Annotated in this window: 20 protein-coding genes; 16 read left to right on the top strand and 4 right to left on the bottom strand. The window is 71.4% G+C overall.

What is annotated here, in order from left to right:
• The first annotated feature begins 75 nt into the window (after positions 1-75).
• From recG to mutM, 8 genes are all read left to right on the top strand, one after another.
• Positions 76-2,304, top strand: coding sequence for an ATP-dependent DNA helicase RecG (recG, locus tag ACF1CT_RS00580; RefSeq protein WP_391781546.1), 2,229 nt, complete (start codon positions 76-78; stop codon positions 2,302-2,304).
• Positions 2,305-2,459: 155 nt separating this feature from the next.
• Positions 2,460-3,044, top strand: a complete 585-nt coding sequence (rsmD, locus tag ACF1CT_RS00575) for a 16S rRNA (guanine(966)-N(2))-methyltransferase RsmD (protein ID WP_391781545.1) — start codon at positions 2,460-2,462, stop codon at positions 3,042-3,044.
• 26 nt (positions 3,045-3,070) lie between these two features.
• Positions 3,071-3,550, top strand: a complete 480-nt coding sequence (gene coaD, locus ACF1CT_RS00570) for a pantetheine-phosphate adenylyltransferase (protein ID WP_391782145.1) — start codon at positions 3,071-3,073, stop codon at positions 3,548-3,550.
• 98 nt (positions 3,551-3,648) lie between these two features.
• Positions 3,649-4,794, top strand: a complete 1,146-nt coding sequence (locus ACF1CT_RS00565) for a cell division initiation protein (protein ID WP_391781544.1) — start codon at positions 3,649-3,651, stop codon at positions 4,792-4,794.
• Between the two features lie 162 nt (positions 4,795-4,956).
• Positions 4,957-5,628 carry a YceD family protein gene (locus tag ACF1CT_RS00560; RefSeq protein ID WP_391781543.1) on the top strand — a complete coding sequence of 224 codons (672 nt, stop codon included), beginning with the start codon at positions 4,957-4,959 and terminating at the stop codon, positions 5,626-5,628.
• A gap of 2 nt (positions 5,629-5,630) precedes the next feature.
• On the top strand, positions 5,631-5,804 hold the full coding sequence (gene rpmF / locus ACF1CT_RS00555) for a 50S ribosomal protein L32 (RefSeq protein WP_003965982.1): 174 nt from the start codon (positions 5,631-5,633) through the stop codon (positions 5,802-5,804).
• Positions 5,805-5,823: 19 nt separating this feature from the next.
• Positions 5,824-6,648: a ribonuclease III gene (gene rnc, locus ACF1CT_RS00550; protein WP_391781542.1), complete on the top strand. Its 825-nt coding sequence runs from the start codon at positions 5,824-5,826 to the stop codon at positions 6,646-6,648.
• Positions 6,649-6,777: 129 nt separating this feature from the next.
• Positions 6,778-7,638 carry a bifunctional DNA-formamidopyrimidine glycosylase/DNA-(apurinic or apyrimidinic site) lyase gene (mutM, locus tag ACF1CT_RS00545; protein ID WP_391781541.1) on the top strand — a complete coding sequence of 287 codons (861 nt, stop codon included), beginning with the start codon at positions 6,778-6,780 and terminating at the stop codon, positions 7,636-7,638.
• Between the two features lie 34 nt (positions 7,639-7,672).
• Here mutM and ACF1CT_RS00540 read toward each other — a convergent pair whose 3' ends face one another.
• Positions 7,673-7,861, bottom strand: a complete 189-nt coding sequence (locus ACF1CT_RS00540) for a hypothetical protein (protein WP_391781540.1) — start codon at positions 7,859-7,861, stop codon at positions 7,673-7,675.
• A gap of 27 nt (positions 7,862-7,888) precedes the next feature.
• A complete protein-coding gene (locus ACF1CT_RS00535) occupies positions 7,889-8,815 on the bottom strand; it encodes a CAP domain-containing protein (protein WP_391781539.1) in 927 nt (308 codons plus the stop codon).
• Positions 8,816-9,022: 207 nt separating this feature from the next.
• Here ACF1CT_RS00535 and ACF1CT_RS00530 point away from each other — a divergent pair, with 207 nt between their 5' ends.
• The 4 genes from ACF1CT_RS00530 (at position 9,023) to ACF1CT_RS00515 (ending at position 15,594) form a co-directional block, all read left to right on the top strand.
• A complete protein-coding gene (locus tag ACF1CT_RS00530; RefSeq protein ID WP_391781538.1) occupies positions 9,023-9,304 on the top strand; it encodes an acylphosphatase in 282 nt (93 codons plus the stop codon).
• Positions 9,305-9,741: 437 nt separating this feature from the next.
• A complete protein-coding gene (locus ACF1CT_RS00525) occupies positions 9,742-9,954 on the top strand; it encodes a hypothetical protein (protein WP_391781537.1) in 213 nt (70 codons plus the stop codon).
• Positions 9,955-10,300: 346 nt separating this feature from the next.
• Positions 10,301-14,044, top strand: a complete 3,744-nt coding sequence (locus tag ACF1CT_RS00520; RefSeq protein WP_391781536.1) for an AAA family ATPase — start codon at positions 10,301-10,303, stop codon at positions 14,042-14,044.
• A 131-nt stretch (positions 14,045-14,175) separates the two neighbouring features.
• Entirely contained in the window at positions 14,176-15,594 is a 1,419-nt protein-coding gene (locus ACF1CT_RS00515; protein WP_391781535.1) for a sugar porter family MFS transporter, read from the top strand.
• Positions 15,595-15,621: 27 nt separating this feature from the next.
• On the opposite strand, the gene ACF1CT_RS00510 is transcribed toward ACF1CT_RS00515, so the two are convergent.
• On the bottom strand, positions 15,622-16,587 hold the full coding sequence (locus tag ACF1CT_RS00510) for an LLM class flavin-dependent oxidoreductase (protein WP_391781534.1): 966 nt from the start codon (positions 16,585-16,587) through the stop codon (positions 15,622-15,624).
• A 211-nt stretch (positions 16,588-16,798) separates the two neighbouring features.
• Between ACF1CT_RS00510 and ftsY the strand changes: the two genes are divergently transcribed.
• Positions 16,799-18,010, top strand: a complete 1,212-nt coding sequence (gene ftsY, locus ACF1CT_RS00505) for a signal recognition particle-docking protein FtsY (RefSeq protein WP_391781533.1) — start codon at positions 16,799-16,801, stop codon at positions 18,008-18,010.
• 240 nt (positions 18,011-18,250) lie between these two features.
• Here the strand turns inward: ftsY and ACF1CT_RS00500 are convergent, their stop codons facing one another.
• Positions 18,251-18,910: a bifunctional DNA primase/polymerase gene (locus ACF1CT_RS00500; protein WP_391781532.1), complete on the bottom strand. Its 660-nt coding sequence runs from the start codon at positions 18,908-18,910 to the stop codon at positions 18,251-18,253.
• A 445-nt stretch (positions 18,911-19,355) separates the two neighbouring features.
• On the opposite strand from ACF1CT_RS00500, the gene ACF1CT_RS00495 reads away from it, so the two are divergent.
• From ACF1CT_RS00495 to ACF1CT_RS00485, 3 genes are all read left to right on the top strand, one after another.
• Entirely contained in the window at positions 19,356-20,831 is a 1,476-nt protein-coding gene (locus ACF1CT_RS00495; RefSeq protein WP_391781531.1) for a hypothetical protein, read from the top strand.
• Between the two features lie 440 nt (positions 20,832-21,271).
• On the top strand, positions 21,272-22,636 hold the full coding sequence (locus tag ACF1CT_RS00490) for an ammonium transporter (RefSeq protein WP_391781530.1): 1,365 nt from the start codon (positions 21,272-21,274) through the stop codon (positions 22,634-22,636).
• On the top strand, positions 22,633-22,971 hold the full coding sequence (locus ACF1CT_RS00485) for a P-II family nitrogen regulator (protein ID WP_391781529.1): 339 nt from the start codon (positions 22,633-22,635) through the stop codon (positions 22,969-22,971). Before ACF1CT_RS00490 ends, ACF1CT_RS00485 begins: the two co-directional genes overlap by 4 nt.
• Positions 22,972-23,019 lie beyond the last annotated feature (48 nt).

Here is a 23,019-nt window from a genome sequence, read left to right as displayed (position 1 = left end):
CGCGGCGCCGTGCCGGGACGGCCGACACGACATCCTCCGGAGGCGATCCGGCATCTGTCAGCGGTGTGGTGTGCAATGGACCGCGTGTCTGCGTTCGATGAACCCCTCAGGAAGCTGCTCGGCGGAGCCACCGCGAAGGTGATGGCCGACCACCTCGACCTGCACACGGTCGGTGACCTGCTGCACCACTACCCGCGGCGGTACGAGGAGCGCGGCAGACTCACGGCGCTGACCGACCTCCCGCTCGACGAACACGTGACGGTGGTCGCCCAGGTCGCCGACGCCCGCGTGATGATGTTCAACAACGGCCGCGGCAAGCGGCTCGAAGTGACCCTCACCGACGGGCACGGCCGCCTCCAGCTCGTCTTCTTCGGCCACGGCGTCCACAAACCGCACAAGGAGCTGGTCCCCGGCAGACGGGCCATGTTCGCGGGCAAGGTCTCCGTCTTCAACCGGAAGACGCAGCTCGCCCACCCCACGTACCAACTGCTGGACGTCCAGGACACCGACGAGGCCGCCGAGGCGGTGGACGCGTTCGCCGGCCGGCTGCTGCCGATCTACCCGGCCTGCAAGCAACTGGACTCCTGGCGGATCGCGAAGGCCGTCGACACCGTGCTGCCCAGCGCCGGGGAGGCCGTCGACCCGCTGCCGCCCGCCCTGCGCGACGGGCGCGGCCTCACCTCGCTCCCGGAGGCGCTGCTGAAGGTCCACCGCCCGCAGACCAAGGCGGACATCGCCCTGGCCAGGGACCGGCTGAAGTGGGACGAGGCCTTCGTCCTCCAGGTCGCGCTGGCCCGCCGCCGGTACGCGGACACCCAGCTCCCGGCCGTGGCCCGCAGGCCCCGGCCCGGCGGACTGCTCGACGCCTTCGACGCCAAGCTGCCCTTCACCCTCACCGAGGGGCAGCGCAAGGTCTCCGCGGAGATCTTCGATGACCTGGCGACCGAGCACCCGATGCACCGGCTGCTGCAGGGGGAGGTCGGCTCCGGCAAGACCATGGTCGCGCTGCGGGCGATGCTCGGCGTCGTCGACGCGGGCGGACAGGCCGCCATGCTCGCCCCCACCGAGGTGCTGGCCCAGCAGCACCACCGTTCCATCACCGAGATGATGGGGGAGCTGGCCGAGGGCGGCATGTTGGGGGGTTCGGAGCAGGGGACGAAGGTGGTGCTGCTCACCGGTTCCATGGGCGTCGCCGCCCGACGGCAGGCCCTGCTGGACCTCGTCACCGGCGAGGCCGGGATCGTGATCGGCACCCATGCCCTGATCGAGGACAAGGTGAAGTTCCACGACCTGGGCCTGGTCGTCGTCGACGAACAGCACCGCTTCGGGGTGGAGCAGCGCGACGCCCTGCGTTCCAAGGGCAAGCAGCCGCCGCATCTGCTGGTCATGACGGCCACCCCCATTCCCCGTACGGTCGCGATGACCGTCTTCGGCGATCTGGAGACGTCCGTGCTCGACCAGTTGCCGGCCGGCCGCTCGCCGATCGCCAGCCATGTCGTGCCGGCCAAGGACAAGCCGCACTTCCTCAGCCGTGCCTGGGAACGCGTCCGGGAGGAGGTGGAGAACGGCCACCAGGCGTACGTGGTCTGCCCGCGCATCGGCGACGACGCCGACGACGAGCCCGCGGGCGGGAAGGCGGCCGACGGGAAGGCGAAGAAGAAGGCGGCGGCCGAGGAGGACGGCGAGAAGCGCCCCCCGCTCGCCGTCCTGGACATCGCCGCGCAGCTCGCCGCGGGCCCGCTGGCCGGACTGCGCGTCGAGGTGCTGCACGGACGGATGAACCCGGAGGACAAGGACGACGTGATGCGCCGCTTCGCCGCCGGCGGGGTCGACGTCCTGGTCGCCACCACCGTCATCGAGGTCGGGGTCAACGTCCCGAACGCGACCGCCATGGTGATCATGGACGCCGACCGGTTCGGGGTCTCCCAGCTGCACCAGCTCCGCGGCCGGGTAGGCCGGGGCTCCGCGCCCGGTCTCTGCCTGCTGGTCAGCGAGGCCCACGAGGCGAGCCCCGCCCGCGCCCGGCTCTCCGCCGTCGCCTCCACCCTCGACGGCTTCGAGCTGTCCCGGATCGACCTCGAACAGCGGCGCGAGGGCGATGTCCTCGGCCAGGCCCAGTCCGGGGTGCGCTCCTCGCTGCGGATGCTCACCGTCATCGACGACGAGGAGGTCATCGCGGCCGCCCGCGAGGAGGCCGCGGCGGTCGTCGCCGCCGATCCCGAGCTGGCGCACCTGCCCGAGCTGCGGACCGCGCTGGACGCCCTGCTCGACAAGGAGCGCGAGCAGTACCTCGACAAGGGGTGAGCGGGGGACGGCGGGCGCGCCCCGGGACGGCGGGGCACGGTGGGGAGGGCGAGCCGTGACGGGTGCGCGGGCCCGATCCGGCACGACCCCATATCGTGGACGGCACGGCACCGCGGCACCCTGCGGGCCATCCACGAACCGAGGACCAGACACCCATGACCCGCGTGATCGCCGGCTCGGCCGGCGGACGCCGCCTGGCCGTCCCGCCCGGCACCGGTACCCGTCCCACCTCCGACCGTGCGCGCGAGGGCCTCTTCTCCACCTGGGAATCCCTCCTGGGCAGCCTCGACGGTATCCGGATCGCGGATCTGTACGCGGGCTCCGGCGCCGTCGGCCTGGAGGCGCTCTCCCGCGGCGCGGCCCACGCCCTGCTCGTCGAGACCGACCCCAGGGCCGCCCGCGTCGTGCGGGACAACGTCCGCACCCTCGGCCTGCCCGGCGCCGAGGTCCGCACCGGCAGGGCCGAGCAGATCGCGTCCGGACCGGCGCCCGCGCACCCCTACGACGTGGTGTTCCTGGACCCGCCGTACGCCGTGACCGACGGCGATCTTGGCGAGATACTGATCACACTCCGTGCTCAGGGGTGGCTCACGGCCGACGCACTCGTCACCGTGGAACGCAGCACCCGAGGCGGAGCGTTCGACTGGCCCGAGGGATTCGAGCCACTGCGGTCCCGTCGCTACGGCGAAGGCACGCTTTGGTACGGTCGCGCCGCCTCTACGTGCGAAGACGCACGATGACCGCACCGGAGAGGGAGGGAACCACGTTGCGCCGCGCCGTCTGTCCGGGGTCGTTCGACCCCATCACCAACGGACATCTCGACATCATTGGCCGCGCCTCGAAGCTGTACGACGTCGTACACGTCGCGGTGATGATCAACCAGTCCAAGAAGGGGCTGTTCACGGTCGACGAGCGCATCGACCTGATCCGCCAGGTCACCGCCGAGTTCGGCAACGTCCAGGTCGAGTCCTTCCACGGCCTGCTCGTCGACTTCTGCAAACAGCGCGACATCCCGGCGATCGTGAAGGGCCTGCGGGCCGTCAGCGACTTCGACTACGAGCTGCAGATGGCCCAGATGAACAACGGCCTGTCCGGCGTCGAAACGCTCTTCGTGCCGACCAATCCGACCTACAGTTTCCTGTCGTCCTCCCTGGTCAAGGAGGTCGCCACCTGGGGCGGCGACGTCTCCCACCTGCTCCCGCCGGTGGTGCAGGAAGCCCTCACCGAACGCCTGCGGGCCCGCTGACCGGCTGACGTGACGTCACCAGGTGTCGGGCGGGAGCCGACTGGCCGTACAGTCGTCCCGTCCGTCTCCAATCGGCTGTAGAGAGTGGCGAGCACACGGTGGACGTGCAGAAGAAGCTCGACGAGATCGTCGAGGTGGTCGGCAGCGCCCGGTCCATGCCCATGTCGGCTTCGTGCGTGGTCAACCGCGCCGAACTGCTCGCGATGCTCGAAGAGGTGCGCGCGGCCCTGCCCGACTCGCTCGCCCACGCACAGCAGCTCATCGGCGGCCGGGAACAGCTGGCCGAGCAGGCCCGTCAGGAGGCCGAGCGGATCATCGAGGCCGCGCACGCCGAGCGCACCTCGCTGATCTCCGGGACCGAGATCGCCCGCCAGTCCCAGTCCGAGGCCGACCGCATCCTCGGCGAGGCCCGTCACGAGGCCCACGAGGTCCGCGCCGAGGCCGACGAGTACGTCGACAGCAAGCTCGCCAACTTCGAGGTCGTCCTCACCAAGACCATCGGCTCCGTCGACCGGGGCCGGGAGAAGCTCCTCGGCCGCGGCGGCCCCTTCGACGAGCAGGGGTACGAGGACCCGGACTTCGCCGAGGCCCCCGAGCGCAGCACCGACCCGGACACCCTCCGACGCCGGGCGGACGAGTACGTGGACACCAAGCTGGGCGCCTTCGAGGCCGTACTGGCCAAGACCCTGGAGGCGGTCGGCCGCGGGCGGCAGAAGCTGCACGGCCGGATTCCCACCGACGACCTCGGCGCGCACGTGGCCGCCCAGGACGCGGCGGGCAACCCGGTGCACATCAGCGACGAGGACCACTGGGCCGGCCTCGCCGGGCTCGCCACCCCGCAGCCGCAGCCGCAGCCGCAGCCGCAGCCGCAGTCGCGGCCGGACCACCAGCCGGAGCACCCGCAGGCCCAGCCGCACTTCCCCGCCCAGGCCCAGCCGGCCTACGCGGAGACGTACGGGTACCAGGAGCAGCCGCAGCAGCAGCCCGACCCGTACGCCGCCTACCAGCAGCAGCCCGACCCGTATGCCGCCTACCAGCAGCACGGCTACGGCCAGGACGGGACGCAGCCGCAGGGCCAGGGCTACGCCGGCTGGCAGCAGCCCGCACAGGACCAGCAGGCGTACCCGCAGCAGGTCCCGCAGCAGGTCCCGCCGCAGGGCGAGAGCGCCCTCGACGAGACAAGTCTGTTCGACACCAGCATGATCGACCTGGACCAGCTCCGCCGGTACGAACAGGAACGCTGACGGGGCTCGCCGGCCCCGCGCGAGGGGCGGACGGGACTGCTCGGTTTGGGAGCTGGGCGGCGCGTCCAGTATCCTGACTCATCGGTCGCGCGTATGTCCGCGATCCCGGCTGCCCGTTTCACATCCGATGACGGTCGGCCCTCCCCACAGTGTGTGATGCTCATGATTTCGAAAGCAGGAAAAGCCCTGAACGGCCACCTCGACCACCGAAACCCCCTCGTGTTCGACACGCACGAGTTGGGCCGGCGTCCTGGTGCGCTCCAGCGGTTGACCCGCACGGTGGACGCACCCGGTTCACCGGCTCTCGGCATCGACGGAGTCATCGGCGTGCCGGAAGGCGCGCCCGTGGAACTGGAGCTCCGCCTCGAATCGGTCATGGAAGGGGTGCTTGTCACAGGCACCGCCCGTGTGTCGGCCGAGGGGGAGTGCGTAAGGTGTCTGGAGCCGCTGCGCCAAGAGGTCGTGGCGGAGTTCCAGGAGATGTTCTCGTACCCTGACGCCGACGACCGGGGCCGTGCGATCAAGCCGGAACCGGGCGACGACGCCGAGGACGACGAGGACAGGCTCTTCGTCGAGGACGGCTTGTTCGACCTCGAACCCGTGCTGCGTGACGCGGTGGTGCTCGCACTGCCGATGCAGCCGGTGTGCCGGGAATCCTGTGCCGGTCTGTGTTCCGAATGCGGAATCAGGCTGGACGAGAACCCCGGTCATCACCACGATGCCGTCGACATGCGTTGGGCGGCATTGCAAGGACTCGCCGACACCGTTCAGGACGGCGAGAAGGACAACATGGGCGGCGCCGAAGCGGGCGTCGACGAGAAGCAGGAGAAGTAGCCGTGGCTGTTCCGAAGCGGAAGATGTCGCGCAGCAACACGCGCCACCGCCGGTCGCAGTGGAAGGCTGCGGTCCCCACCCTGGTTTCGTGCGAGCGTTGCCAGGAGCCGAAGCTGCAGCACATCGCGTGCCCCAGCTGCGGCACGTACAACAAGCGCCAGGTCCTCGAGGTCTGAGCGGCTGGTGAGAGGCTCGATGTCTGAGTTGTCCAACGGCAAGAAGCAGGCAGACAACGTCAACACAGCCTCGTCCCACACGCTTCTGGAAGGGCGGCTCGGGTATCACCTTGAGTCCGCCCTTCTGGTGCGTGCGCTGACCCATCGCTCGTACGCGTACGAGAACGGCGGTCTGCCCACCAACGAGCGGCTCGAATTCCTCGGGGACTCGGTGCTCGGCCTGGTGGTCACGGACACGCTGTACCGAACCCACCCCGACCTGCCCGAAGGCCAACTGGCCAAGTTGCGGGCCGCGGTGGTCAACTCGCGTGCGCTTGCGGAAGTGGGCCGCGGCCTCGAACTCGGTTCGTTCATCCGGCTCGGCCGCGGTGAAGAGGGCACGGGTGGCAGGGACAAGGCGTCCATCCTCGCCGACACGCTCGAAGCGGTGCTCGGCGCGGTCTATCTCGACCAGGGCCTCGACGCGGCCTCGGAGCTGGTTCACCGGCTCTTCGACCCGCTGATCGACAGGTCCTCCAACCTCGGTGCCGGCCTGGACTGGAAGACCAGTCTCCAGGAGCTCACCGCGAGCGAGAGCCTCGGCGTCCCCGAGTACCTCGTCACGGAGACCGGCCCGGACCACGAGAAGACCTTTACTGCTACCGCTCGCGTCGGTGGTGTCTCGTACGGCACCGGCACCGGCCGTAGCAAGAAGGAAGCGGAGCAGCAGGCGGCGGAGTCCGCCTGGCGCGAGATCAGCGCCGCCGCGGAAGCGCGGGAGACGGCGGCGAAGGCCGTCGCCGACGGAGGGGCCGCCGACACCCCTGCCGACCCGTCGTCGTCCGCGGACGTCGCTCCGGCCTGACCCGAGAACCCCCCGGTGCCCCGCGCACCGGGGGGTTTTCCCTGCCCGGATATTCTTTTCGTCCCACCGGTCCACCGGTCGGGCGGTTCTTTTCGCCGCCCCCTTCCGTCCAGTCCCAGGAGCGACGCCGTGCCCGAGCTGCCCGAGGTCGAAGTCGTCCGGCGGGGACTGGAGCGCTGGGTCTCCGGCCGTACGGTCGCGGACGTCGAGGTACTGCACCCGCGTGCCGTCCGCCGTCATCTCGCGGGCGGCGTGGACTTCGCGGCCCGGCTCCGCGGTGCAGGGCTCGGGACGGCCATGCGCCGGGGCAAGTACCTGTGGGTGCCGCTGAACGACGCGTCCAGCTCGCTGCTGGGGCACCTCGGCATGAGCGGCCAGCTCCTCGTGCAGCCGCAGGACGCGGCCGACGAGAAACACCTGCGCGTCAGGATCCGCTTCGACGACGCGCTCGGCACCGAGCTGCGCTTCGTCGACCAGCGCACCTTCGGGGGCCTCTCGGTCCACGGGAACACCTCCGACGGACTGCCCGACACCATCGCGCACATCGCCCGCGACCCCCTGGACCCGGCCTTCGACGACGCGGCGTTCCACGCCGCCCTGCGGCTGCGCCGCACGACGATCAAGCGCGCCCTGCTCGACCAGTCGCTGATCAGCGGGGTCGGCAACATCTACGCGGACGAGGCGCTCTGGCGCGCCAGGCTGCACTACGACCGGCCGACCGCGACCCTGACCCGCCCGAAGTCCGCCGAGCTGCTCGGCCACGTCCGCGACGTGATGAACGCGGCGCTCGACCAGGGCGGCACCAGCTTCGACAGCCTCTACGTCAACGTGAACGGCGAGTCCGGATACTTCGACCGCTCGCTGGACGCGTACGGACGGGAGGACGAGCCCTGCCACCGGTGCGGCACGCCGATGCGCCGCCGGGCGTGGATGAACCGCTCCAGCTACTACTGCCCACGCTGTCAGCGACCGCCGCGCACGGGGTCCTGACACGGGCCCGGCGAGGCGCCCCGGCTCCGCCGGTTCAGCGCTTCAGCGCCCGGTACCTCCTGAGGAGAGCCGTGATCCTCGCGTGGTCGGCGTCGCCGTTGAGCTCCACGAGAAGATCATCGGGGCAGAGCTCGTAGTGATCGCCCCACCATCGGCGCCCCTTGTTGTCCCAGACGCGGTACCCGCCCGGGACACCTCTGGCCACGTACCGTCTCCGGCTCATGCGGTCCTTCCGCGGTCTGCGGGAATCTCAGTAGCCGAAGTCCTGTGTCCACCAGGGGCCGCCCGGGCCGATGTGCACACCCACGCCGAGCGTCCTGAAGTCGCAGTTGAGGATGTTCGCCCGGTGGCCGTCGCTGTGCATCCAGGCGTCCATCACCGCCGCCGCGTCGGCCTGGCCGCGGGCTATGTTCTCGCCGCCGAGCCCCCGCACCCCGGCCTTCGAGGCGCGGTCCCAGGGGGAGCGGCCGTCGGGATCGGTGTGGTCGAAGAAGCCGCGGGCCGCCATGTCCGCGCTGAAGTCCTGGGCGAGCGAGGCAAGCGGGGCGGCGGCCGTCACGGGGCTGCAGCCGACCTTCGCACGCTCCTGGTTGACCAGGGCGAGCACGGCCGCCCGGGCCGAGGTGACGGCCGGAGCGGCCGTGGACCTGCGGGCGGCAGGGGCGGACGAGCCGGGGGCGTGCGACGCGGCCGACGACTTACCCGAGGCCGCCGGGGCGCTTCCCGTGCCGCCCGCCGAGGAGGGGGCCGAGGCCGGGGAGCGGGAGGACGCCGTGTGTCCGGCGGGCGCCCCGGTGGGAGGACCGGACGACGGGGACCCGGCGGGGGACCCCGCCTTCGTCGGCCCGTCGGTGCGCCCGGTGCCCCGGTCGGCGGCCGTGCCGGAGCGGTCGGTGGGGGAGGCTGTGGAGTCGTCCCGGTCCCGTTGGTCCGGGCCGGCCCCGGTGCGCACCCGGTCGGCGGGCGAGGCGCCCCCGATCGCATGGCCGTCACCACCGGGGAGCAGCCCCGAGGCGACGGCCACGGCTCCGACGGCGAGGGCGGCGGACACCCCGATCAGCCCGGTGCGAACGGGCGCGCCGGAACGCTTCCCATGGCGGGCCCGCCGGTGGGCCGGGTCCTCCGCGGCGCGGCCCTGAACGGTGGGGGTCACGGCGGAGCGACTGTGGCGTCCCATGTGCTGAGCCCTTCCGACGGTCTGGACGCCGCCTCCGGCGTCAACACACCTCACCCGTTGGAGTGAGATCATGTGCGATCGGACTGTACGCCATGGCCCTCCGGCAGGAGGTGCTCCACGGGCGATCGGACGGATACGGCCCGGGGAGCAGGAGCGGGACGGGCTCGCTCCGCCCCCTCTCGCTCCCCGGGCCGTTAGCGTTCGGGCATGGACGAAGACGTACGACTCACGGCGTGGGTGCGCGGCCGGGTGCAGCGAGTGGGATTTCGGTGGTTCACCAGGGAGAACGCCCTGGAGATCGGTGGGCTCACCGGGTTCGCCCTCAACCTCGACGACGGCAGGGTGCAGGTCGTGGCCGAGGGGCGGCGTGAGAATTGCCACCGCCTGCTGGAGTGGCTGCGCTCGGACGACACACCCGGGCGCGTGGACGGAGTCACTGAGATATGGGACACGCCGCGCGGTGGATATGACGGCTTCGCGATCCGTTGATCCGGCCCGGTTCGCGATCTTTCCGGGGAATTTGTTCGATCCGTGTTCGATGGGTGGCGGGCGGTGACGGGAGGATGCGCACGGCCGCGTACACATGAAATGACCTGCGGAATGTCCGAGTGGTTGCCAAGAATCGGTCGGCATGTCAGGCTGCGGCGGTAAGGATGATCTCCACGCCCCCGAGGGCCCGCAGGAGAGTCGCGCCGCTCGATCATTGGGCCGCGCGCCCCCGGGCCGCCCGGCTCTACAGGGCGTGATCGTGTTGACCGTCAAACTTTTTGGTGAGACGCTGAAATCCCCGCGCACCCGAGCTGTTCGGCAGAGCTGTTCGGCAGCAGAACAGCAGTGAATGAAGAGCGATGTCGAGCGCCGCGGGTGCGATTCCCTCACGACCCACACCGCATCGGTCGGTCACTCAGTGTGGAGGACCATCCATCATGGCAAAGGCGCTTCTCGGTTACGTCGGCGGTTCCGACCCGCGACTCCTCGCCGAGATGCGACGGCTCCAGCAGCGCGTGCAGGACCTCGAATCCGAACTCGTACGGATTCAGCACGAGAACGACGCGCTCAACGCCGCCGCCCAGCACCAAGAGTCGCTGCTCGACACCATGGACATCGACGTACCTCGGGCGGAGCCGGCGCTCACCTGACCGAATGGCCCTCGGGCCGGTCGGGCTGCTCGCGTCAGCCGTTTCGAGATCATCACCCGGATCGTCGCCGGATCACTGAAGATCACAGTTCTTGATCTGTCACCCAGGTGACATGTCCTCGGTCCGTCGTGTGCCGCCGTACGAACGAGATCGCACGCGCAACACGCAGCAGGATTCACAAGGGGCGCTCCGGCGTCCCTTATTTCTTTCCCCCGAAGGCATCGAGGCCGATCGGCCCGTCGGCCCTGCGCGGGACCGCCCCGGACGTACACCCCTTCCCTTACCGTCTGGTGTGCCCTGCACCCTCATCGGTGAAACCGAGACCGAAAAGGTAGAGTCCGGCGGCGTGCATCTCAAGGCCCTGACCCTGCGTGGTTTCAAATCGTTCGCCTCCGCCACGACTCTGCGGTTCGAACCAGGTATCACGTGTGTCGTCGGCCCCAATGGGTCGGGAAAGTCCAATGTGGTGGACGCGCTCTCCTGGGTGATGGGGGAACAGGGCGCCAAATCCCTGCGCGGCGGCAAGATGGAAGACGTGATCTTCGCGGGGACCACCGGCCGGCCGCCGCTCGGGCGGGCGGAAGTCTCTTTGACGATCGACAATTCCGACGGCGCACTGCCCATCGAGTACGCGGAAGTGACGATCACTCGGATCATGTTCCGCAACGGCGGCAGTGAATACCAGATCAATGGTGACACCTGCCGGCTCCTGGACATCCAGGAACTCCTCTCGGATTCCGGTATCGGCCGCGAGATGCACGTGATCGTAGGCCAGGGCCGACTGGACTCCGTGCTCCACGCCGACCCGTCCGGACGACGCGCGTTCATCGAGGAAGCGGCGGGCGTCCTCAAGCACCGCAAGCGCAAGGAGAAGGCGCTGCGGAAACTCGACGCGATGGGGGCCAACCTGGCCCGCGTCCAGGACCTGACCGACGAACTGAGACGGCAGCTGAAACCGCTGGGCAGACAGGCGGCGGTGGCGCGCCGGGCCGCGGTGATCCAGGCCGATCTGCGCGACACCAGGCTGCGGCTGCTCGCCGACGACCTGGTCGGGCTGCGGGCCGCGCTGCACAGCGAACTCGCCGACGAGGCGGCGCTCAAGGGGCGCAGGGAGGCCGCCGAGACGGAGCTCAAGGCCGCCCTGGTGTACGAGGCGGAGCTGGAGGACGAGGTGCGGCGGCTGGCACCGCGACTCCAGCGGGCCCAGCAGACCTGGTACGAGCTGTCGCAGTCGGCCGAACGGGTGCGCGGCACGATCTCACTGGCCGATGCCCGGGTGAGGAGCGCCGACGCCCCCGTCGAGGAGGAGCGGCGGGGGCGCGATCCGCAGGACATGGAGCGGGAGGCCGCCCGTATCCGGGAGCAGGAGGCGGAACTGACGGCCGCGCTGGAGGCGGCCGAGCACGCCCTGGAGGACACCGTCGCCCACCGTGCCGAGCTGGAGGGGGAGTTGGCCGCCGAGGAGCGCGGGCTGAGGGATGCCGCCCGCGCCATCGCCGACCGTCGCGAAGGACTCGCCCGCCTCGGCGGGCAGGTCAACGCGGCCCGCGGCCGGGCCGCTTCGGCCCGGGCCGAGATCGACCGGCTCGCCGCCTCGCGCGACGAGGCGCGGGAGCGGGCCGTCGTCGCCCAGGAGGAGTACGAACAGCTCAAGGCCGAGGTCGAGGGGCTGGACGCGGGAGACGCGGAGCTGGGCGAGCGGTACGCCGCCGCGAAGCAGGAGCTCGCGGAGGCGGAGTCGGCGCTCTCCGGGGCCCGGGAGACCGCCACCGGGGCCGAGCGGAAGCGGGCGGCGATGGCGGCCCGCCACGAGGCGCTGGCCCTGGGGCTGCGCCGCAAGGACGGTACGGGCGCGCTGCTCGGCGCGCGGGACCGGCTGTCCGGTCTGCTCGGACCCGCCGCGGAACTGCTGACGGTGGATCCGGGGCACGAGGTGGCCGTGGCGGCCGCCCTGGGCGCCGCGGCGGACGCGGTCGCGGTGACGGATCCGGCAACGGCGGCGGAGGCGATCCGGCTGCTGCGCAAGCAGGACGCGGGACGGGCCGCGCTGTTGTTGGGCGGAGTGCGGGCAGGGGTGCCCGACCAGCACGGTGGTTCCGGTTCCGGTTCCGGGGCTGATGGCGTGGGCCCGGCGGGTGGCGCCGGTGACGGTGATGAGGCTGGCGGGGCCGCCGCCGCGCAGGTGCCCGCGCAGGAACAGGCACCGGCACGGGAACGGGCCGGGGAGGACGGGGCCCGTGTCCTCGCGCGGGTTTCCGTCGCGGGTGCGGCCGGGGCCGCCGACGGGTCGCCGCCGCCCGTGGCGGACCTCGTTCGCGGCCCCGCCGAACTGGTGGGCGCCGTGCGCCGGCTGGTGCGGGACATGGTGGTCGTCGCCACCCTGGAGGACGCCGAGGACCTGGTCGCGGCCCATCCGGGACTGACGGCCGTGACCGCGGAGGGGGACATCCTCTCGGCCCACTTCGCCCACGGGGGATCCGCCGGGGCGCCGAGCCTCCTCGAAGTACAGGCGTCGGTCGACGAGGCGGCCGTCCGGCTGGAGGAACTTGCCGGGCGGTGCGCGGAGTCCGCCGATGCCCTGCGGCTCGCCGAGGAGCGGCGGCGCACCTGTGCCGGACGGGTCGAGGAACTGGGGGAGCGGCGCCGGGCCGCCGAGCGGGAGAGGTCCGGGGTGGCGCAGCAGCTCGGGCGGCTCGCGGGACAGGCCCGGGGCGCCGCGGGCGAGGCCGAGCGGACGACCGCGTCCGCGGCCCGTGCCCAGGAGGCCCTCGAACGGGCGACCGAGGAGGCCGAGGAACTCGCCGGACGGCTGCTCGTGGCCCAGGAGTCGCCGGTGGAGGAGGAGCCGGACACCTCCGTGCGCGACCGGCTCGCCGCCGATGGGGCCGACGCCCGCCAGACCGAGATGGAGGCCCGCCTCCAGGTGCGTACCCACGAGGAACGGGTCAAGGGTCTCGCGGGCCGTGCGGACTCCCTCGACCGGGCGGCCCGCGCCGAACGCGAGGCCCGGGCCCGCGCCGAGCGGCGCCGCGCCCGGCTGCGGCACGAGGCGGCGGTGGCCTCGGCCGTCGCCGCCGGGGCCCGTCAGCTGCTCGCCCACGTCGAGGTGTCCGTGGAACGGGCCGAGCGGGAGCGGGCCGTGGCCGAGACGGGGAAGGCGGAGCGGGAAAGGGAACTGGCGGCCGAGCGCGTCCGCGGCCGCGCGCTCAAGGACGAGCTCGACAAGCTCACCGACTCGGTCCACCGGGGCGAGGTGCTCGGTGCCGAGAAGCGGCTGCGGATCGAACAGCTGGAGGCGAGGGCGCTGGAGGAGCTGGGGGTCGAGCCCGCCGGCCTGGTCGCCGAGTACGGTCCCGACCAGCTCGTCCCGCCGTCGCCTGCCGCGGCGGGCGAGGAGCTGCCGGACGACCCCGAGGACCCGCGCAACCGGCCGAGGCCGTTCGTCAGGGCCGAGCAGGAGAAGCGGCTGAAGTCGGCCGAACGGGCGTATCAGCAACTCGGGAAGGTGAATCCGCTCGCCCTGGAAGAGTTCTCGGCACTGGAGGAGCGGCACAAGTTCCTCTCCGAGCAGCTGGAGGACCTGAAGCGGACCCGGGCCCATCTGGTCCAGGTCATCAAGGACGTCGACGAGCGGGTCGAGCAGGTGTTCACCGAGGCGTACCGGGACACGGCCCGTGAGTTCGAGGGCGTCTTCTCACGGCTCTTCCCGGGCGGCGAGGGGCGGCTCGTCCTGACCGACCCGGACAACATGCTCGCCACCGGTGTGGACGTCGAGGCCCGGCCGCCGGGCAAGAAGGTCAAGCGCCTCTCACTGCTGTCCGGCGGGGAACGCTCGCTCACGGCGGTGGCGCTGCTGGTCTCGATCTTCAAGGCCCGGCCGAGCCCCTTCTACGTGATGGACGAGGTCGAGGCGGCGCTCGACGACACCAACCTGCAACGGCTGATCCGGATCATGGAGGAGCTCCAGGAGAGCTCGCAGCTCATCGTGATCACGCACCAGAAGCGGACGATGGAGGTCGCCGACGCGTTGTACGGCGTCTCGATGCAGGGCGACGGCGTCTCCAAGGTCATCAGTCAGCGACTGCGCTGAGGCCGGTCCGGTTCCCGGCCTGCCTCCGAGTGGTGGAGGCCGGGAAGTTGTGCGGCACTGGGAAGAGCGCGCTCCCCGCGGGAGCGCGCTCTTCCCGTACCTGACGACGCGGCCCGGCATCAGGAGTTCACGTGACCAGCACAGAGCGGGGGCCGGTGTCCGGCGCCCGGGCGGCCCAACCGGACCACCTCGGCCATGTCGTCTTCATCACGGCCGCCGCCGCCATGGGCGGCTTCCTGTTCGGTTACGACAGCTCCGTCATCAACGGCGCGGTGGAGGCGATCCGCAGCAGGTACGCCATCGGTCCGGCGACCCTCGCCCAGGTCATCGCCATCGCCCTGATCGGCTGTGCGATCGGCGCTGCCACGGCGGGACGCATCGCCGACCGCATCGGCCGCATCCGCTGCATGCAGATCGCCTCCGTGCTCTTCACCATCAGTGCCATCGGTTCCGCGCTCCCGTTCGCGCTGTGGGACCTGGCGATGTGGCGGATCATCGGCGGGTTCGCCATCGGCATGGCGTCGGTGATCGGCCCGGCGTACATCGCCGAGGTCTCGCCGCCCGCCTACCGCGGTCGTCTCGGCTCCTTCCAGCAGGCGGCGATCGTCATCGGCATCGCCATCTCGCAACTGGTCAACTACGGCATCCTCCAGATCGCGAACGGGGACCAGCGCGGCCGGATCGGCGGCCTGGAGGCATGGCAGTGGATGCTCGGTGTGATGGTCGTCCCCGCCGCCCTGTACGGGCTGCTGTCGCTGGCGATCCCCGAGTCGCCGCGGTTCCTGATCTCGGTCGGGAAGAAGGACCGGGCCCGCCGGATCCTCGCGGAGGTCGAGGGAGGGAACGTCGACCTCGACGCCCGGGTGGCCGAGATCGAGACCGCCATGCGCCGGGAGCACAAGTCCACGTTCAGGGACCTGCTCGGCGGGCGCGTCGGCTTCCTGCCCATCGTCTGGGTCGGCATCGGTCTCTCGGTCTTCCAGCAACTCGTCGGCATCAACGTGGCGTTCTACTACTCGGCGACGCTCTGGCAGTCCGTAGGCATCGACCCGACGGCCTCGTTCTTCTACTCGTTCACCACGTCGATCATCAACATCATCGGCACCGTCATCGCGATGACACTGGTGGACCGGGTGGGACGCAAACCGCTCGCACTCGCCGGATCCACCGGCATGGCCATCGCCCTCGCCTTCGAGGCCTGGGCCTTCTCCGCCCCGCTCGTCGGCGGCAAACTGCCCCACGTGCAGGGCGTCGTGGCGCTCGTCGCGGCCCATGTGTTCGTGCTCTTCTTCGCCCTGTCGTGGGGCGTCATCGTCTGGGTCTTCCTCGGCGAGATGTTCCCGAACAGGATCCGCGCGGCGGCCCTGGGGGTCGCCGCCTCCGCGCAGTGGCTCGCCAACTGGGCGATCACCGCCAGTTTCCCGAGCCTGTCCGCCTGGAACCTGTCGGCGACCTACGTCATCTACGCCTGCTTCGCCACGCTCTCGATTCCGTTCGTGCTCGCCTTCGTGAAGGAGACCAAGGGGAAGGCGCTGGAGGAGATGGGCTGACCGCCCCGCCCGCCCGGCCGGGTGCGGTCAGCTCGCGACCGCCTCGCAGAACAGCCGGAGGCTGCGCCACCCCTCCTCGACCGGCATCCCGCCGCACAGCGGATGCAGGACCAGACTGTCGAGTTCGCCCGCCGCCCGGACGCACTCCTTCGGCGTGACGACCCGGTAGACCCCCTCGTCCCGCAGCTCCGCCACCGACGTCGCCCCCGAGCGCACCGCCGAGCGGATGCCCCCGGACTGCCAGGAGGCGTAGGTGCGCGCCTCGTGCAGGAAGTGACCGCCGTACTCGGCCCATGTCCGGTCCGGGTCCTCGGACACATGGAGCAGCGGTGTCTCGGCCGACGGCATCATGCAGAAGCCGTCCGTCCCGAACTCCGCCCGCCGCTCGTGGTAGTACGCCTCCAGCTCCGGCAGGTGCGCGCTCGGGAAGAACGGCAGCCCGAACCGTGCCGCCCGCCGTGCCGCCGCCCGCGAGCTGCCGCCCACCAGCAGCGGCGGATGCGGCCGGGTGTACGGACGCGGCGTGACCCGGACGGTACGGCCCCGGTACGGGAACGGCTCCCCGGTCCACGCCCGGACCAGGGTCTCCAGGAGTTCGTCCTGGAGCCTGCCGCGGCTGCTCCACTCCACGCCCGCCCGTTCGTACTCCTGGGGCCGGTAGCCGATGCCCGCCACCGTGATCAGCCGGCCCGCGCCCAGCAGGTCCAGGACCGCGATGTCCTCGGCCAGCCGCAGCGGGTCGTGCAGCGGGCCGATGATCGCCGAGACGGTGACCGCGATGCGGCGGGTGGCGCCGAGGACCGATCCCGCGAAGACGAAGGGGGAGGGCAGCCAGGAGTTCTCGGCACCGTGGTGCTCCTCGGTCTGCACGGTGTCGATGCCGTGCTCGTCGGCGTACCCGGCCATCTCCAGTGCGGCCCGGTACCGGGCCGAGAGCGACTCGGGGGTGGCGGCGGGATCGACGAGATTGAACCGGACCACTGTGAAGGCCATGACGCGCGTCCTCTTCGTCCGTCGGACTCGGCGGGCCGGACACTAGCTGACGCGGCGTCAGAAGTGTAGGGGCGCGTCGCTCCGCCGTCCGTCGCCGCCTCCGGCTCCGGGGCCGGACGGGCCGGGGCGGCCGTGATGACCCGTACGCGTACGGTCACGGGTCCGTACCTTCTGCGACTCCTCACCGTTCGTGACCGATACTGGGCGGGTTATGGAATTCGTCATCCTTGCTGTAGTCATCGCCCTGGTCGCGGTCGGCGTGATCAGCGGGCTCGTGGTCAGCGGCCGCAAGAAGAAGCAGCTGCCCCCGGCGCCGCCGAGCACGCCGACCATCACTCCTCCCGCCGAGCCCCATGTCGGTGAGGAAGCCGAGACGCCGCGCGAAGAACCGCGCCGCACCATCGAGGAGGTAGCTCCCCCCTCGGCCGAGGCCCCCGCCGAGGAAGCCCCCGAGGCCGTCGAACCGGAGGCACCGGCCGCCCCCGCCCTCGAAGTACCCGAGCCCACCGCCGGCCGGCTGGTACGGCTGCGCGCCCGGCTCGCCCGCTCGCAGAACACCCTCGGCAAGGGGCTGCTCACGCTCCTCTCCCGCGACAACCTCGACGAGGACACCTGGGAGGAGATCGAGGACACCCTCCTGACCGCCGACGTCGGCGTCACCCCCACCCAGGAGTTGGTGGAGCGGCTCCGGGAGCGTGTCCGAGTGCTCGGCACCCGCACCCCCGAAGGGCTGCGCGCGCTGCTGCGCGAGGAACTCCTCACCCTCCTGGGCACGGACTTCGACCGTGCCGTCAAGACCGAGAGCGGTCTCGACACCCCCGGCGTCGTGATGGTCGTCGGCGTCAACGGGACCGGCAAGACCACCACCACCGGCAAGCTGGCCCGGGTGCTCGTCGCCGACGGCCGCAGCGTCGTGCTCGGCGCCGCGGACACCTTCCGGGCCGCCGCCGCCGACCAGCTCCAGACCTGGGGCGAGCGCGTCGGTGCCCGCACCGTGCGCGGACCCGAGGGCGGGGACCCGGCGTCGATCGCCTTCGACGCGGTGAAGGAAGGAATCGCCGAGGGCGCCGACGTCGTCCTCATCGACACCGCGGGCCGGCTGCACACCAAGACCGGTCTCATGGACGAGCTCGGCAAGGTCAAGCGGGTCGTGGAGAAGCACGGGCCGCTCGACGAGATCCTGCTCGTCCTCGACGCCACGACCGGACAGAACGGCCTGGTGCAGGCCCGGGTGTTCGCCGAGGTCGTCGACATCACCGGCATCGTGCTCACCAAGCTCGACGGCACCGCCAAGGGCGGCATCGTCGTCGCCGTCCAGCGCGAACTGGGCGTACCGGTGAAACTCGTCGGTCTCGGCGAGGGGCCGGACGACCTGGCGCCGTTCGAGCCGGAGGCGTTCGTGGACGCCCTGATCGGGGACTGAATCGCTCCTCCGCGTCCGGGCGAAGGGCCCGACCGCCGCCGCACACGCGGCCGGTCGGGCCCTTCGCCGTTCGCACCGTCGGAGCGTTCGCGCAGTCGGGCCGGGGGGCGGCGCACCGAGGGGCGGCTGGGCGGACGGGCGCGCACCGGGCGGCGTCTGTTTTCCGGTCGAAGGTCACCCGGCAGGCCTGAGAACCTGCAGGGTGGCCCCTTGGCCGGTCGAAGGCCACCCGACAGGCTCTCAGCCGTCGAGCGGCGCGCGATGGCAGCTGTAGGCCAGCGTGCCCAGCAGCAGCCGGGCCGGCGGCGGCGAGGCCGCGGTGTCCAGCACCGGCGGGCGCAGCCACCGGGCGGGTCCCCGCCCTCCCTCGTCGGACGGCGGGGCGGTGATGTGGCAGCCGGGCCCCAGCGCCCGCAGATCCAGACCCGCGTCGTCCCACCCCATCCGGTACAGCAGACGCGGAAGCTCGGCGGCGGCGCCGGGCGCCACGAAGAACTGGGCCCGCCCGGACGGCGTCACCGTGACCGGCCCCAGCGGCAGCCCCATGCGCTCCATGCGTGTCAGGGCCCGGCGCCCGGCCGTCTCCGCGACGTCCAGGACGTCGAAACCGCGGCCCACCGGCAGCAGCACGGCGGCGCCCGGCACCCGGGTCCAGACGTCCGTCGCGGCGTCGAGCGAGGCGCCCGGGGGCACCTCGGGCACGAACTTCAGTGGATGGGCGCCGGGGGAGGGGCACCGTTCCTCGCCGCACGAACAGCGGCCGGCCGCGGCCCGTGCTCCCGGCACGACCGCCCAGCCCCACAGTCCCGTGTACTCCGCCACCGCCGTGCATTCGGCCGCACGGCCGCGGCGCCGTGAGCCGGTGCGCATCTCACGGATGCCGCCGATCGTGAAGCCCATGCCCCCTCCAACGGGTCCGACTCATCGGTGGTTACGACGACGGAGCGAAGGCACGGCACTCCGTCGTCGCGGTGATCCGTGGTGCGCCGGTGCACGCGGGGTGGTGCGTCGCGGGTCGCGCGCCTGTTCATGCATCGCTGCGGCCACGTTGATCGATCGTGTGTCAAGTGAATCGCGAGCGGTGGCGTCGGCGTTCGCCCAAAGGGGTGGCGAATGGTGGCGTTTCCGCAGGCGCCCTCGCGGAGAGGGTGATCGTAGGATTACCGTCGGTACACGAAACCATGGAAGTATGTGCGCCCACGGGTATGCCGGAGGCAATCCGATTTCCTGTTCGATCGTGCGCAACCTTCGTATGGGCGGCATCGCAACAGGGCATTCTGATAAAGGTTCGCGCGACGGCGTTCAACGGGATCGCGACGGTATTCGGCGGGATGGGGGCGTTCCAGTGAGTGGCAGCGGCGCAGGCGATTCGAATGCCGGTAAGCGCCCCAACGGGCAACTGGGCTCGTGGTTCGCGCGCAGCGGCTGGTCGAAGGGCGAGCTGGCGCGACAGGTGAACCGCAGGGCGCGCCAGATGGGTGCCCATCACATCAGCACCGACACCTCCCGGGTGCGGCGCTGGCTGGACGGTGAGCAGCCGCGCGAGCCGATCCCGCGCATCCTGTCCGAGCTGTTCTCCGAGCGTTTCGGCTCCGTCGTCGCCGTGGAGGATCTCGGGCTGCGCTCCGCGCACCAGTCACCGTCCGTGGCGGGGGTCGACCTGCCCTGGGCGGGCCCGCAGACCGTCGCCCTGCTCAGTGAGTTCTCCCGCAGCGACCTCATGCTCGCCCGGCGCGGTTTCCTCGGCTCCTCGCTCGCCCTCGCCGCGGGGCCCGCCCTCGTCGAGCCCATGCAGCGCTGGCTGGTGCCGGTGGCGGCGGCCGCGCCGACGGAATCCGACGCGTCCGCGACGGCCCGACGCCCCTCCAGGCTCTCCGGTCCGGAGCTCGATCTGCTGGAGTCGACCACCGCGATGTTCCGCCAGTGGGACGCGCAGTGCGGCGGCGGCCTGCGCCGCAAGGCGGTGGTCGGTCAGCTCCATGAAGTCACCGACCTCCTGCAGGAGCCGCAGCCGGAGGCCACCGCCAAGCGGCTCTTCCGGTGCGCGGCCGAGCTGGCCGAGCTGGCCGGCTGGATGAGTTACGACGTGGGGCTCCAGCCCACCGCCCAGAAGTACTTCGTTCTGGCGCTCCACGCGTCGAAAGAGGCCGGGGACAAACCGCTCGGTTCGTATGTTCTGTCCAGCATGAGCCGTCAGATGATCCACCTGGGGCGGCCCGACGACGCCCTGGAGCTCATCCACCTCGCGCAGTACGGCAGCCGGGACTGCGCCACCGCCCGCACCCAGGCCATGCTGTACGCGATGGAGGCGCGCGCGTACGCCAACATGGGCCAGCCCAGCAAGTGCAAGCGGGCCATCCGGATGGCCGAGGACACCTTCCAGGACGCGGGTCTCGACGACGGGCCCGAACCCGACTGGATCCGCTTCTTCTCCGAGGCCGAGCTCAACGGCGAGAACTCCCACTCGTTCCGCGACCTCGCCTATGTCGCGGGCCGCAGCCCCACGTACGCCACGCTCGCCGAACCGCTGATGAACAGGGCGGTCCAGCTCTTCAGCGACGACGACGAGCACCAGCGCTCCTACGCGCTCAACCTGATCGGCCTCGCCACCGTCCACCTCCTCAAACGCGAGCCCGAACAGTCCACGGTGCTGGCCGAGAAGGCGCTGAGAGTCGCCAGGAAGATCCGCTCCGAGCGCGTCAACACCCGGCTCCGCAAGACCGTCGACACCGCCGCCAGGGACTTCGGGGACATTCCCGAGGTCGCCAGGCTCACCGACCTCCTCACCGATCAGCTGCCCGAAACCGCCGAAGCGGTCTGAACGGCGGCGCCCCCGCCCCGGCCACGACGACCACCCCGCACACATCGACTTCGGCTCCCCCATCGCCAGGTCGCCGGGTGGCCGTCGTGGCCGGTTCGTCCTTTCCCCGCTGCCCGCCGGCGGCCGTGCTGCCCCCCGGGCCGGTGCGGCAGCACGCGGGGAGCCGGGGCCGGGGGCGGGTACGACGTCGACCCGGCGGGTCCGTCGCCGACCGGGTCCGTCGCCCGTGGCACCGCCGGTTCATGGGGCCGTAACACGCCGTACCTCTTCGTCACCGACGCGAAACACCGTGCGGCGTCGCCGGAAACCGTGCCGGGTGAATGTCGGGGGAAACGCGCCGGGCGAATCCCGCCGCGCACGACGGTCCGCCCCTTCCCCCGCGGCCCGCACGTGCTCCCGCCCGGCCCGCCCGCGGCCGCACCGACGACGAGGAGACGCCGATGCCCCCAGGCATGACGACGCTTGCCGCAGACCCCCCGGCACTGTCTGCCGCCAACACCGGGTTCATGCTCATCTGCTCGGCCCTGGTGATGCTCATGACTCCGGCTCTCGCCTTCTTCTACGGCGGAATGGTCCGGGTCAGGAGCACCCTCAACATGCTGATGATGAGCTTCATCAGCCTCGGGATCGTCACGGTCCTGTGGGTGCTCTACGGATTCGCCGTCGCGTTCGGCACGGACATCGGCTCCGTCGTCGGCTGGAGCCCGGACTACCTCGGGCTCAGTGGGATCGGCGTCACCCAGCTCTGGGACGGATACACGATCCCGGTCTACGTCTTCGCCGTCTTCCAGCTGATGTTCGCCGTCCTCACCCCGGCACTGATCAGCGGTGCCCTCGCCGACCGGGTGAAGTTCACCTCCTGGGCGCTGTTCATCACGCTGTGGGTCACCGTCGTGTACTTCCCGGTCGCCCACTGGGTCTGGGGCGCGGGTGGCTGGCTCTACGAACTCGGCGTCATCGACTTCGCCGGCGGCACGGCCGTCCACATCAACGCGGGCGCCGCGGCGCTCGGCGTGATCCTCGTCATCGGCAGGCGCGTCGGCTTCGGCAAGGACCCGACGCGGCCGCACAGCCTGCCCCTGGTGATGCTCGGTGCCGGGCTGCTCTGGTTCGGCTGGTTCGGCTTCAACGCCGGCTCGTGGCTGGGCAACGACGATGGCGTCGGGGCGGTCATGTTCGTCAACACCCAGGTCGCCACCGGAGCCGCGATGCTCGCGTGGCTCGGTTACGAGAAGCTGCGCCACGGCTCCTTCACCACTCTGGGCGCCGCCTCCGGCGCGGTGGCGGGCCTCGTCGCCATCACGCCGTCCGGCGGCGCGGTCAGCCCGCTCGGCGCGATCGTGGTCGGTGCCGTCGCCGGCGTGCTCTGCGCCATGGCCGTCGGACTGAAGTACCGGTTCGGCTACGACGACTCCCTGGACGTCGTCGGCGTCCACCTCGTCGGAGGCATCGTCGGTTCCCTCCTCGTCGGACTCCTCGCCACCGGCGGAGTCCAGTCCGACGCCAAGGGGCTCTTCTACGGCGGGGGCCTCGACCAGCTCGGCAAGCAGGCGATCGGGGTCTTCGCCGTCCTCGCGTACTCCCTTGCCGCCTCCGCCGCCCTCGCCTTCCTCCTGGACCGGACCATCGGGATGCGGGTGGACGAGGACGACGAGATCTCCGGCATCGACCGGGCCGAACACGCCGAGACCGCGTACGAGTTCAGCGGGGCGGGCGGCGGAGCGGCGTCGCGCGTCACAGCCGCCGTCCCGGCGACGGCACCGGCCGCCACGACAGCACCACGGACGAAGAAGGTGGACGCATGAAGCTCATCACCGCGGTCGTGAAGCCGCACCGGCTCGACGAGATCAAGGAGGCCCTCCAGGCCTTCGGCGTCCAGGGCCTCACGGTCACGGAGGCCAGCGGGTACGGACGGCAGCGCGGTCACACCGAGGTCTACCGGGGCGCCGAGTACACCGTCGACCTCGTCCCCAAGGTCCGCGTCGAGGTGCTCGTCGAGGACGAGGACGCCGAACAGCTCATCGACATCGTGGTGAAGGCGGCCAGGACCGGCAAGATCGGTGACGGCAAGGTCTGGAGCGTGCCGGTCGACACCGCGGTCCGGGTCCGGACCGGCGAGCGCGGCCCGGACGCGCTCTGATCCGGTCGCGGCCCGGGTTCCGCGGGCCGCGACCGGACGCCCGGACAC

The organism is Streptomyces sp. NPDC014734 (assembly GCF_043083325.1).
Lineage (GTDB): Bacteria > Actinomycetota > Actinomycetes > Streptomycetales > Streptomycetaceae > Streptomyces.
The sequence above is the reverse complement of the archived record's forward strand: the minus strand, read 5'-3'. Positions and strand labels throughout refer to the sequence as shown.